12 protein-coding genes are annotated in these 12,048 nt (G+C 41.6%); 8 read left to right on the top strand and 4 right to left on the bottom strand.

The genetic code is table 11. The features are described 5' to 3' along the window. Positions 1–34 precede the first annotated feature (34 nt). The 3 genes from EXT43_RS11225 to ccsA form a co-directional block, all read right to left on the bottom strand. Positions 35–874: a mechanosensitive ion channel domain-containing protein gene (locus tag EXT43_RS11225; protein WP_054561892.1), complete on the bottom strand. Its 840-nt coding sequence runs from the start codon at positions 872–874 to the stop codon at positions 35–37. 165 nt (positions 875–1,039) lie between these two features. Continuing rightward, complete coding sequence (locus EXT43_RS11230; RefSeq protein WP_130051057.1) at positions 1,040–2,308, bottom strand: CNNM domain-containing protein; 1,269 nt, start codon at positions 2,306–2,308, stop codon at positions 1,040–1,042. A 61-nt stretch (positions 2,309–2,369) separates the two neighbouring features. Continuing rightward, positions 2,370–3,173 (bottom strand): cytochrome c biogenesis protein CcsA, encoded by an 804-nt coding sequence (ccsA, locus tag EXT43_RS11235; protein ID WP_054551738.1) that lies wholly within the window; start codon positions 3,171–3,173, stop codon positions 2,370–2,372. 243 nt (positions 3,174–3,416) lie between these two features. Here ccsA and ffh point away from each other — a divergent pair, with 243 nt between their 5' ends. From ffh to tyrA, 6 genes are all read left to right on the top strand, one after another. Beyond that, on the top strand, positions 3,417–4,793 hold the full coding sequence (ffh, locus tag EXT43_RS11240; protein ID WP_130167002.1) for a signal recognition particle protein: 1,377 nt from the start codon (positions 3,417–3,419) through the stop codon (positions 4,791–4,793). A 240-nt stretch (positions 4,794–5,033) separates the two neighbouring features. Continuing rightward, the gene (rpsP, locus tag EXT43_RS11245; protein WP_054551736.1) at positions 5,034–5,282 is read left to right on the top strand and encodes a 30S ribosomal protein S16; all 249 of its coding nucleotides are present in this window, start codon (positions 5,034–5,036) and stop codon (positions 5,280–5,282) included. 17 nt (positions 5,283–5,299) lie between these two features. Next, the gene (rimM, locus tag EXT43_RS11250; protein ID WP_054551735.1) at positions 5,300–5,833 is read left to right on the top strand and encodes a ribosome maturation factor RimM; all 534 of its coding nucleotides are present in this window, start codon (positions 5,300–5,302) and stop codon (positions 5,831–5,833) included. Next, positions 5,833–6,600 carry a tRNA (guanosine(37)-N1)-methyltransferase TrmD gene (gene trmD, locus EXT43_RS11255; protein WP_054551734.1) on the top strand — a complete coding sequence of 256 codons (768 nt, stop codon included), beginning with the start codon at positions 5,833–5,835 and terminating at the stop codon, positions 6,598–6,600. The genes rimM and trmD overlap by 1 nt, the downstream gene beginning before the upstream one ends. A 33-nt stretch (positions 6,601–6,633) precedes the next feature. Next, positions 6,634–6,993, top strand: coding sequence for a 50S ribosomal protein L19 (gene rplS, locus EXT43_RS11260; protein ID WP_054551733.1), 360 nt, complete (start codon positions 6,634–6,636; stop codon positions 6,991–6,993). Positions 6,994–7,259: 266 nt separating this feature from the next. Continuing rightward, positions 7,260–8,393 (top strand): bifunctional chorismate mutase/prephenate dehydrogenase, encoded by a 1,134-nt coding sequence (gene tyrA / locus EXT43_RS11265; RefSeq protein ID WP_130167003.1) that lies wholly within the window; start codon positions 7,260–7,262, stop codon positions 8,391–8,393. Positions 8,394–8,628: 235 nt separating this feature from the next. Here the strand turns inward: tyrA and nhaB are convergent, their stop codons facing one another. Then, positions 8,629–10,209: a sodium/proton antiporter NhaB gene (gene nhaB, locus EXT43_RS11275; RefSeq protein WP_054561888.1), complete on the bottom strand. Its 1,581-nt coding sequence runs from the start codon at positions 10,207–10,209 to the stop codon at positions 8,629–8,631. 233 nt (positions 10,210–10,442) lie between these two features. Between nhaB and fadR the strand changes: the two genes are divergently transcribed. Both fadR and EXT43_RS11285 read left to right on the top strand, forming a co-directional pair. After that, positions 10,443–11,156 carry a fatty acid metabolism transcriptional regulator FadR gene (fadR, locus tag EXT43_RS11280; protein WP_054561887.1) on the top strand — a complete coding sequence of 238 codons (714 nt, stop codon included), beginning with the start codon at positions 10,443–10,445 and terminating at the stop codon, positions 11,154–11,156. Positions 11,157–11,440: 284 nt separating this feature from the next. Beyond that, positions 11,441–12,046, top strand: coding sequence for a peroxiredoxin C (locus EXT43_RS11285; RefSeq protein WP_054561886.1), 606 nt, complete (start codon positions 11,441–11,443; stop codon positions 12,044–12,046). Positions 12,047–12,048: the final 2 nt, after the last annotated feature.

Here is a 12,048-nt window from a genome sequence, read left to right on the forward strand (position 1 = left end):
GAAAGCCCGCATCAATTAGCGGGCTTTTTGTTAGTTATTTACCAGGAAACTGGTGAATATGGACATCCCTTTGCGGGAATGGAATTGTGATATCAGCAGCGTCAAAGGCAATTTTAACGCGTTCGTATAAGCCAAAATACACTGGCCAGTAGTTATCAGACTCAACCCACGCCCATACCAACATGCCAATATGGCTTTCACCGTGCTGGCTAACATGAACCGATGGTTTTTTATCTTCTATATCTTTTAGTATTAAATCATAGTCATTAAGCACGCTCATAAGCACATCACGGGCTTTATGAACATTATCGCCATAACTAATGCCAAATTCGATAGCTACGCGGTGTGTTGGCTCTGAAAACTTATTCTTAACGCAGCCATTTGAGAGCGTGCCATTTGGGATAATGATTTTTTCATTGTCGTAGGTGAGTAAAACAGTGACAAAAATTTGTATCTCAACAACTGTACCCATGTAGCCTTGCGCTTCGATTACATCGCCAACTTTAAAAGGCTTAAAGAACAGAATAAGCACGCCACCTGCAAAGTTAGCAAGGCTACCTTGAAGTGCCATGCCGACCGCAAGGCCAGCAGCACCAAGCATTGCGATAAACGACGTAGTTTCTATACCAATCATAGAAGCAACAGATATCAGCAACAGTACTTTTAAAATGACTGAGATAAAGGACACTAAAAAGTGCGTAAGGCCAACTTCGAACTTGACCTTATTCATTGATTTTTCGGCCATATTGGCAATTCTACCAATTAACCACCAACCTATAATTAAAACCAGTATTGCTAGAATAAACTTTGGCCCGTAAAGCATCAGCAATTCGATAGCTTGGTTATAGATTTTCTCGATTGATATTTCGTCCATTATTTTCCCTTTTATATCAATATATGCAAAAGGAAATAATAGTAGAGGAATTCGTGTTTGGTTGTGCGGGATAGCTAATAAAATGTGAATCTTCAGAGGTAATTCAGCTATAAGTAACAAAAAAGGAGTAGCAAGCTACTCCTTTTGTTTAGGTGGTGTAGAAAATTATTCTGTACGTTTACTTGGAATAACTTTAACTAACTTCACCATATTTTCTTTTATCTCGATAACTTCAATAGGGTAGCCGGCAATACGCAAACTTAGGTTTGAGTCTGGGATGTCCTCTAAGTATTCAACGATTAAACCACTTAGTGTTTTCGGGCCATCAATCGGTAGCTCCCAACCCATTTCTTTATTTAAATCACGAATGTTAGCACCGCCATCAACAAGTACTGAGCCATCATCTTGCTCTGTTACTTCTTCACTCGGTGTACGCGTTTGCGTTGTAGTGAAGTCACCCACTACTTCTTCAAGAATATCTTCAAGCGTTACTAGACCTTGAATATCACCATACTCATCAACAACTAAGCCAATACGCTCTTTTGATTGCTGGAACTTAAGTAGTTGCGTGTTCAGTGATGTGCCTTCAGGAATAAAGTAAATTTCACGTACCGCACGCAGTAGTGATGGTTTATCAAACTGCTCTTTAGTTAATAGGCGCAGTGCATCACGTGAGTGAATAAAGCCAACAGCATCATCAATTTGGTCACGATACAACAGTACTCGGGTGTGCTGTGCATGAGTAAGTTGGCGGCTGATAAGCTTCCAATCGTCATTGATATCGATAGCAACAATTTCGTTGCGTGGGATCATGATATCTTCAACAGTGACTTGCTCCAAATCTAAAATTGAAGTCAGCATGCTTTGGTGGCGAGCAGGTAATAGTGCACCTGATTCGTTCACCACAGTTTTTAGTTCTTCTTTACTTAAGCTGTGCTCTTCGATTTGTGCTGTGGTAATACCAAACAAGCGTAACATGCCGTTGGTCATCCAGTTTACGATAACCACAAACGGGAAAAGGATTTTCAATAGGCCTTTGAGCACAATTGAGCTTGGAAAAGCAACCTTCTCTGGGTATAGCGCAGCAAGTGTTTTTGGCGTTACTTCGGCAAAGATTAAAACAACCAGCGTTAGCGCACCCGTTGCAATAGCGATACCGAGATCACCATACAAACGAATACCAATAATCGTTGCAACCTGTGCTGCAGCGATATTTACAAGGTTATTACCAATTAAGATCAGACCAATGAGTCTGTCAGGGCGACTTAATAGTTTGCTGACGCGCTTCGCTGCACGATGATCTTCTTTAGCAAGATGACGCAGGCGAATACGGTTGATTGACATAATTCCAGTTTCAGAACCAGAAAAATAAGCAGAAATAAGTATCAATAATCCCAATATAATAAACAGGGTACTAGTCGATATGTCGTCCAAGGATGGATCCTTTTTTTATAAATCAATGCATATTAAGCTAGAGACAGCTTGCTGAGTCAAGTTAAAACTTATTTAGAACCACTTCTTGGATGAAACGGCTGCCAAAATAAGCAAGTGACAAGATAAAAGCGGCTATCATGATCGAAAATACCACAGGCTTACCACGCCAGCCTTGGCGTAAGTGACCTACAGTGACCACAGTGAAAATTAGCCAAGCAATTAACGATAAAACCGTTTTGTGGATAAACTCACTGGCAAACATTCCCTCTAAGAAGATAAACCCAGAAAGGAGAGCAAAAGTCAGTAAGATAGTACCCAGCGTGAGTAATTGATAAAGCTGACGCTCAACCACCATTAAAGGAGGGAGGTGGCTGTGTACAATTGCCAAGTCTTTGCGTTTGAGGCGCTTATCAATAAAGTAGAACTGGACCGCATAAAGTGTTGAGATTATCAAAACACAATAGGCTAGCAGTGATAAGGATATGTGAGTAACTAAACCAAGCTCAACATCGATTGATTGCAAAATCACATGATGCGGTATAAACAAGCTGGCAAGGGTCAGTAAGGCTGCAAAACCATAAACAACTGGCAACAATAAAGTCGCGGGGAATTTGAGAGACACAGCAGTCACCGACACCACAATGACCCAACAGGTTAATAAGGCAACGTTGACGATACTTAAATCTTGGCCGTCAGCACGAAAAACTGAATTAACCAGTAATAGCATATGAGCAAGGATAGCCACAGTACTAAGAATGACTGTGAGTTTTTGGCTTGGACCTTGTTTGTGAAAAAGGCGTGATAGCACATGTGACGTTGCTAACACATAAAACAAACTAGCAATAATAGTTAAACTAATAATCATCGTGTTTTGGCCACTTAATTTATATCGATAAATCCTTGTCTCTTTGATGCCATTGTATTTTATAGCAAGGCAAAAGCATAGAGTTTGTAAAAAGAAACTCAAACTGCACACTTGAACACTGTATTGTCGACCACCATTTACGGTATACTGCTAGGAATTAAATTTTAATATTGCCTGTATTGTCGCCAAACTTGTTTGATTTATGTACATTGCAGGTGCAACACGTTTTATCGGAACCTTTACATGTTTGAGAATCTCCAAGAACGCTTAGGTAAAACCTTAAAAAATATCAGTGGCCGCGGACGCCTAACTGAAGACAATATAAAAGATACATTACGCGAAGTCCGCATGGCATTTTTGGAAGCGGACGTTGCATTACCTGTTGTTCGTGAGTTCGTTAAGCAAGTTAAAGAACGCGCCGTAGGTGTTGAAGTAACAAAAAGCTTAAGCCCCGGCCAAGTCTTTATTAAGATTGTTCGTGAAGAACTTGAAAAAGCCATGGGTGAAGCTAACGAAGAGCTAAGCCTTAATGCACAGCCGCCAGCGGTCGTAATGATGGCGGGTTTACAAGGTGCTGGTAAAACGACCAGTGTTGGTAAACTAGCTAAATTCTTAAAAGAGCGTAAAAAGAAATCTGTATTAGTTGTGAGTGCCGACGTTTACCGTCCGGCAGCAATCAAACAGCTTGAAACACTGGCTGATGAAGTGGGTGTTGAATTCTTCCCAAGTGACATTTCACAAAAGCCGGTTGATATTGCAAACAATGCGATTTCGCACGCGAAGAAGAAATTCATTGATGTGGTATTAGTTGATACCGCAGGTCGTTTACACGTCGATAACGCCATGATGGACGAGATCAAAGCACTTCACAGTGCGATTAACCCAATCGAAACCTTATTCGTTGTTGATGCGATGACAGGTCAAGATGCGGCAAACACTGCAAAAGCATTTGATGAGGCGCTTCCTCTAAGTGGTGTGATCTTAACTAAGACGGATGGTGATGCCCGTGGTGGTGCTGCATTATCTATTCGTCATATTACCGGTAAGCCAATTAAGTTTATGGGTGTGGGTGAGCGCACTGATGCTCTTGAACCATTCCACCCTGACCGTATTGCTTCTCGTATCCTAGGTATGGGTGATGTACTTTCATTAATCGAAGAAGTCGAAATGAAAGTAGATAAAGAAAAAGCAGCCAAAGTTGCCGAAAAAGTATTTAAAGGTGATGGTTTCACATTAGATGACTTTGCTGAGCAACTTCGTCAGATGAAGAACATGGGCGGTATGATGTCGATGCTTGATAAGCTGCCAGGCATGCAAAACCTACCAGACGCTGTAAAAGGCCAGATGGGTGATAAAACTTTCGTACAAATGGAAGCTATCATCAACTCTATGACGCCAAAAGAGCGTGCTCGCCCAGAAATCATCAAAGGCTCGCGTAAAAAACGTATTGCTGCAGGCTCTGGCACTCAGGTGCAAGAAATCAATAAACTGCTTAAGCAGTTTACGCAAATGCAGAAGATGATGAAGAAGATGAAAGGCAAAGGTGGCATGAAGAAAATGATGCGCGGCATGAAAGGCATGTTACCACCAGGTATGATGGGTGGCGGCCCTAAATTTTAATAGTGCTGTTTATTAAGTGTATAAAAAGGAGCATATAGCTCCTTTTTTTGTAGATAATTTATGCGTAGTTGTTAGCTGCATGTAAGATTTAAAGCCCAGATCAGTGTTTAATCAACTAAACTTACATTTTGCAGCAGTTCTTACTTGCAATGTTGCAAAAAACTCGTACAATTCCCCAGCTTCCCGTATTGGGGAGTAAATCTTATTAATGAAAACAGTCAATCTAATGTAGAGGACGGTATGGTAACTATTCGTTTGCAACGTGGTGGCGCTAAAAAACGCCCTTTCTATCAAATTGTGGTTGCGGATAGCCGTTTCTCGCGTGACGGTCGCTTCATCGAGAAAGTAGGTTTCTTTAACCCAATCGCTTCTGGTCAGGAAGAAAAAGTACGTTTAGATTTATCTCGTGTTGATCACTGGGTAGGTCAAGGCGCATCTCTTTCAGATCGCGTAGCTAAGTTAGTTAAAGACGCTCGTAAAGCGGCTTAATAGGCGTAAGAGTAACCATGAGTCAAGAGAACACCTCGTATATTACAGTAGGAAAGCTCGGTGCCCCGTATGGTATAAAGGGCTGGCTTAAGGTGCATTCATTTACTGATGATCCCGAAGGGATCTTCGATTTCAGCCCATGGTTGATAGGGCAGCAAGGTAAATGGCAGACCTTAGAAGTGGTCGACTGGCGTCGCCACAACAAAGGCTTTATCGCTAAAGTTGCGCAAGTAAACGACCGAGACGAAGCAATGGCTTTAACCAATGCAGAAATCTCAGTAGATGCAGCGCAGCTACCTGAATTACCGCAAGGTGAATTCTATTGGCGAGATCTGATCGGCATGTCTGTTATAACTGATAAAGGTTATAACTTAGGCACTGTTGATGACCTAATGGAGACAGGGTCAAATGACGTTTTGGTTGTGAAAGCAAACAAAAAAGATGCATTTGGCCAAGCAGAGCGTTTAATTCCTTTCTTAACAGATTCTGTTATTAAAGAAGTTAAACATGATGCAAGAGAAATTACCGTAGACTGGGACCCAGGGTTTTAATGTCACAAACGAGTTCGCTATGGGTAGGGGTGATAAGCCTTTTCCCGGACATGTTTGATGCGATTACCACCCAAGGGGTAACAGGTCGCGCAGTTAAAAATGGTCTAATCGACTTTAACTGTTGGAACCCACGTGACTATGCCACTGATAAGCATAGAACTGTGGATGATCGTCCTTACGGGGGCGGTCCCGGCATGTTAATGATGGTTGAACCATTGAAACAAGCTATCCTTGACGCCAAAAAAGCGGCAGGTGATGGTGCAAAAGTAATTTATATGTCCCCGCAAGGGCGCAAATTAGATCAGCAAGGTGCAAGCGAGCTTGCACAATCAGAAAAGCTGATTCTAATTGCAGGTCGCTATGAAGGTATAGATGAGCGAATCATAGAATCATACGTTGACGAAGAATGGTCAATTGGTGATTTTATTTTAAGTGGTGGTGAGCTACCCGCGATGACGCTAATTGATGCAGTAGCACGATTAGTACCAGGGGTGTTAGGTCATAACCAGTCAGCTGAGCAGGATTCATTTTCGAATGGCTTGCTTGATTGTCCTCACTATACACGGCCAGAGACATTGGATGATAAACAGGTGCCTGCTGTATTACTCAGCGGAAACCACCAAGAAATCGCTAAGTGGCGCACAAAGCAATCACTTGGTAGAACTTGGCTTCGTCGTCCTGACTTGTTGCATAACCTAGCTCTGACTGAGGAGCAAGCGGCACTCCTTGCTGAATTTCAGCAAGAGTACCAACAAGCTTGTGGCTAGAAGACAGTTACACCTAGGAAAGTGAGAAATATAATGGCAAAAGTAAACCAAAATATTATTAAAGCGCTTGAAGAAGAGCAGCTTAAAACAGACGTACCAGCATTCGGCGCTGGTGATACAGTAGTTGTACAGGTACGTGTAAAAGAAGGTAACAAAGAGCGTCTACAGGCCTTTGAAGGTGTTGTAATCGCTAAGCGTAATCGTGGTCTTCACTCAGCATTCACAGTTCGTAAAATCTCGAGCGGTGAAGGTGTTGAGCGTGTATTCCAAACGCACAGCCCTCTTATCGATAGTATCTCAGTTAAACGTCGCGGTGCAGTTCGCCGTGCGAAACTTTACTATCTACGTGAGCGTTCTGGTAAATCTGCACGTATTAGAGAAAAACTTAACTAATACGCGCTGTTTTACAACGCAAAATAAAACGGGTTGCAGCCTTAGGTTGCAACCCGTTTTGGTTTTTATACCACTAAAATAATTTTACCTCCCTGTATAATACCCAAGTACTCCCTTCTAACTTATCTGTTATCCCTTTATAAGCTAAGCTACAAGAGCGCTAGGGCTTTGTGCTTTGGCTATTATCCTGTTACTATAATTTGTATTAAAAGCTTTACTTTTTTGTATATAAATATTTACGTTTTTAGGGTTTGAGGTGTAGTAACGTGGTAACAGTGAATGATCTAGCTGATTTAAGAGCAGGAATAGATGAATGTGATGCGCAATTGGTGGCATTACTGGCAAAGCGTAATGGGATTACAGAAAAAATAGGCGCAATTAAGCAACAAATCGGTGCTCCATTACATGCACCTGATCGCGAGGCTGATTTACTCGCGGCACGTCGTAAAGAAGCAATCGCACAAGGGGTTAACCCTGAGTTAGTTGAAGATATCCTGCGTCGTATGATGCGTGAAGCCTATCAGAATCAGCAAGGTAGCCTTGCTTGTGTTGCGCCTCAGTTATCACCTATTGTAATTGTTGGTGGTGAAGGTGCCATGGGTCAGCTATTTGCTCAACAGTTTACTCGTTCAGGTTATGAAGTGCGTATTTTAGATAAAGCACAGCAAGCACAAAGTGAAACGATATTAAAAGGGGCAAAATTGGTTCTTGTCAGTGTGCCAATTAATGCACTTGAGCAAGTTGTCGCAGCATTACCAACACTTGATGATGACTGTTTGCTGGTTGATATTACCTCTGTTAAGCAAAAACCTTTAAAAGCACTTATGGCGGCTCATAGCGGCCCTGTAGTTGGCTTACACCCTATGTTTGGCCCAGATATTTCACATTGGGTAAAACAAACGGTTGTGGTGTGTGAAGGGCGAGATCATGAAGTGGCTAAAGGGTTAATGGCACAACTACAAGTTTGGGGCTGCCAAGTAGTTGAAATGGATGCTAAAAAACACGATGAAGCAATGCAGATCATTCAGGTTATGCGCCACTTAACAACTTTTGTATATGGCCAGTTTCTTGCCAAGCAAAGCCATACACTCGCAGAGCTTCGCAGCTGCTCATCACCCATTTATCAATTAGAGTTAATGATGGTAGGGCGCTTATTTGCTCAATCGCCAGAGCTTTACTCTGACATCATGTTAGCGCAATTCGACGATGTAGAAGCACTGCTTGCCAACTACCAAGATACTTTTGCAGACACGCTAGAAAAGTTAAAAGAAGGGGATAAAGCATCATTGATTGCCGCATTTGCTGATGCAAAAGAATACTTCTCTGATGCAACTGCACATTTCTTAACGCAAAGCCGCAGCTTACTCAATAAAGCAAACGACGCGAAAGTGCTTGATTAAACAGCTCTTATCTAACAAAAAAACTATCAAAAAGCCCGCATCAAGCGGGCTTTTTAGTTTTAAATAATCGTTTTATACCAATTCGCTTAATTAAGTGATCTATTTTGAGGCAATAAAACCTCGTTGATAGCAAGGCAAAAATTTCGTTATTTAGTTGTTCTAAATCAGAAATTTTTAACGCAGATAGCGACAGGTTTAATCCCTCAAAATGATTAAGTATTATTGCGGATTGGTATTAATGACCACCTAATGAGCCAGGTAACGCACCGCTGTGGTGATTGATTAAGCCCCATTGATAAAGTAAGTCAGTCATATCTGAAAGGCTGAATAAAGTCATGCTCAAGCCAACAATCGTCAACACTATGGTATAAGGTAGCGCCATGTATACCATGCGTCCATAAGATAGTCTTAACACAGGGGCTAATGTTGATGTAAGCAAGAACAAGAAGGCAGCTTGTCCATTAGGCGTTGCAACACTTGGTAAATTAGTACCTGTGTTAATTGCCACTGCTAATAGGTCAAATTGATCACGGGTAATTTGACCTGCCTGTAACGCAGCAGCCACTTCATTGATATACACAGTACCCACGAACACGTTATCGCTGACCATCGACAGAATACCGTTGGCAATGAAGAACATCACCAGTTGTAGCTGACCTTCAAAGGTAAGTACCCATGCGATCACAGGTGTAAATAAATGCTGGTCGATAATAACTGCAACAATAGAGAAGAATACGCAAAGTAATGCTGTAAATGGTAAGGCTTCTTCAAATGCTTTACCTAATTGATGCTCTTCGATAATACCAGCACTGGCTGTGGCAAAAATAATGACAGACAAACCAATTAAACCAACAGTGGCTAAGTGAAGGGCTAAACCTATGATCAACCAAACAGCAATGAAAGCTTGAATCGCTAAGTTCACTTTGTCGCGTGTGGTGCGTTTTTTCTCAAGCTTTTTAGCATGATCCGATAAAATCGTGTGGATGGGGGCAGGGAGTTTTGCGCCGTAACCAAAGGCTTTGGTTTTTTCGAGTAAGAAAGTAGTGGCAATACCTGCAATCATAACGGGTAAAGTAATAGGCAACATTCGGAAGAAAAATTCGCCAAATAACCAGCCTGCACGCTCAGCAATGATCAAGTTCTGTGGCTCGCCTACCATGGTACAAACACCGCCTAAGGCAGTACCAATTGATGCATGCATTAACAAGTTACGAAGAAAAGCACGAAACTCTTCAAGCTCTTGACGGTTTACTGGGCGAACTTGGTTATCGTCATTAATATCATGCTCGCTGCTAGAGTCTTTTCCTGATGCCACCTTGTGGTAAATACTGTAAAAGCCCATCGCGACAGCAATAACAACGGCCATCACCGTTAACGCATCTAAGAAAGCAGATAAAAAAGCCGCAGCAATCGTGAACGACAGCGACAATACGGTTTTACTTCGCACCGAAACAACCAGCTTTGTGAAGATATACAAAAGCAAGTCTTTCATAAAATAGATGCCGGCAACCATAAAGATAAGTAACAGGATCACATCGATATTTTGCACTATTTCATGTTCAACTTGGCCGGCGGTTGTCATGCCGATAAATAATGCCTCAATTGCTAATAAGCCTCCCGGTTGTAGCGGATAACATTTAAGTGCCATGGCGAGTGTAAAAATAAACTCTAGCACTAATACCCATCCTGCCAGATAAGGGTTAAGTTGAAATAACACCGGGTTGATTAGTAAAAACGCAATAATGGTGTATTTATACCACTGTGGCGAAGTCCCCAAAAAATTTTTAAATATTGCTGGTAAAACGCGCTGCTGCATGGCCGTACCTTTTAATAGTGCTGGTTGTTATTGTTAATAATTAGAAATTCAGTATATCGAAAGTATTGTTATTTGGCGTACTTTTAATCCAAAAGGTCATTTATCTAACTAGATCTTGTAGATTTTTATGCACTGCGGAGTTAGTTTACTTGTTAGTTGCTGATCATCTGGTACAATCAGTGAGTTGAACACCAAATGCGGTATAAGTAGTTGCTAACTCAAGTGGAAATTGGATGAGAATTTTTAAAGCGAAAAGCCCAGCAGGTTTTGCTGAAGAATACATTGTTGAATCTATTTGGAATGGTGACTTTCCGCCTGGCTCAATTCTTCCTGCTGAACGTGAATTGTCAGAGCTGATTGGTGTAACACGTACAACTTTACGTGAAGTACTTCAGCGTCTAGCCCGTGATGGCTGGCTAACGATTCAACACGGTAAACCTACCCGTGTAAATAACTTCTGGGAAACCTCGGGTCTTAACATTCTAGAGACGCTAGCACGTCTTGATGAAGACAAAATGCCAGAGCTTACAGATCAATTACTTTCTGCCCGCACTAATATCAGCGCAATTTATACTCGTGCAGCTATTAAGCTTGCCCCAGAGCGTGTAATTGAAATTTTATCGCAAAGTGAAGAGCTTGAAGACAGTGCCCAAGCATTTGCTGATTACGATTATAAAGTTCACCATGAATTAGCAGTAGCAGGTAATAATCGCATTTACGTGCTTATCTTAAATGGTTTTAAAGGTTTCTACTCAAAAATTGGCTGCCATTACTTCTCTGATTCACGTACACGTGAATTAGCGCGTCAGTTTTATAAAGACCTAACAGAGCTTGCTGAGCGTCGTGAGCATGACGGTGCGATTTCTATGATGCGTAAATACGGTCATCAAACCGGTGAAATCTGGCAGCAAATCCGTGGTGATATGCCAGAAGATATCATGGACTAAGCCTCTGTATTGATATTCATTTAAGAACCCAGCTAAAAGCTGGGTTTTTTGTGTTCTGTCGGTCAATTTGCACACTATTATAGAGTTATCTCAAACCCCGTTTATTGAGAATCAATTTTTCCGATTAAGCATATCGCTTTTTTCGATTGTTCATTTGTCTGTAACCTCATTAAACTATCATGCAAATTATCAATACTTACTCTTGGTTTTTGATTTTTAGTAACCATATCTAAGTGAGTATTGCATAGGCAATTGGAAATAAACTCAAATATTTGGAGATAAAAATGGGTGTATTAGTTGGCCGTCAGGCACCAGACTTTACTGCAGCAGCTGTTCTTGGTAACGGTGAAATCGTTGAAAACTTCAACCTAAAAGAAACTATCAAAGGTAAAAAAGCAGTTATCTTCTTTTACCCGTTAGACTTCACTTTCGTTTGTCCTTCAGAGCTAATCGCTTTCGACAAGCGTTTTGAAGAATTCCAAAAGCGTGGCGTTGAAGTAATCGGTGTTTCTATCGATTCACAATTCTCACACAATGCATGGCGTAACACTGCCGTTGCTGACGGTGGTATTGGTCAAGTTAAATATGCACTAGTTGCAGACGTTAAACACGAAATCTGTCAAGCATACGACGTTGAGCATCCAGAAGCAGGTGTTGCTTTCCGTGGTTCTTTCCTAATCGACGAAGAAGGTAACGTACGTCACCAAGTAGTTAACGACCTTCCACTAGGCCGTAACATCGACGAAATGATCCGCATGGTTGACGCGCTAGCGTTCCACAGCGAGCACGGTGAAGTATGTCCAGCTGGTTGGACTGAAGGTAAAAAAGGTATGGACGCAAGCCCTGCAGGTGTTGCTAAATTCCTTTCTGAAAACGAAGGCGACCTATAATC

The sequence above is a fragment of the Pseudoalteromonas sp. CO109Y genome, assembly GCF_004208935.1.
In the GTDB taxonomy this organism is placed as follows: Bacteria; Pseudomonadota; Gammaproteobacteria; order Enterobacterales; family Alteromonadaceae; genus Pseudoalteromonas; species Pseudoalteromonas shioyasakiensis.

What these genes read in the sequence shown, in the direction of transcription:
- ccsA (WP_054551738.1), bottom strand. Translation starts at nt 3,173, where the DNA reads ATGATTATTAGTTTAACTATTATTGCTAGTTTGTTTTATGTGTTAGCA.
- fadR (WP_054561887.1), top strand. Translation starts at nt 10,443, where the DNA reads ATGAGAATTTTTAAAGCGAAAAGCCCAGCAGGTTTTGCTGAAGAATAC.
- ffh (WP_130167002.1), top strand. Translation starts at nt 3,417, where the DNA reads ATGTTTGAGAATCTCCAAGAACGCTTAGGTAAAACCTTAAAAAATATC.
- EXT43_RS11285 (WP_054561886.1), top strand. Translation starts at nt 11,441, where the DNA reads ATGGGTGTATTAGTTGGCCGTCAGGCACCAGACTTTACTGCAGCAGCT.
- EXT43_RS11225 (WP_054561892.1), bottom strand. Translation starts at nt 874, where the DNA reads ATGGACGAAATATCAATCGAGAAAATCTATAACCAAGCTATCGAATTG.
- rplS (WP_054551733.1), top strand. Translation starts at nt 6,634, where the DNA reads ATGGCAAAAGTAAACCAAAATATTATTAAAGCGCTTGAAGAAGAGCAG.
- rimM (WP_054551735.1), top strand. Translation starts at nt 5,300, where the DNA reads ATGAGTCAAGAGAACACCTCGTATATTACAGTAGGAAAGCTCGGTGCC.
- trmD (WP_054551734.1), top strand. Translation starts at nt 5,833, where the DNA reads ATGTCACAAACGAGTTCGCTATGGGTAGGGGTGATAAGCCTTTTCCCG.
- nhaB (WP_054561888.1), bottom strand. Translation starts at nt 10,209, where the DNA reads ATGCAGCAGCGCGTTTTACCAGCAATATTTAAAAATTTTTTGGGGACT.
- rpsP (WP_054551736.1), top strand. Translation starts at nt 5,034, where the DNA reads ATGGTAACTATTCGTTTGCAACGTGGTGGCGCTAAAAAACGCCCTTTC.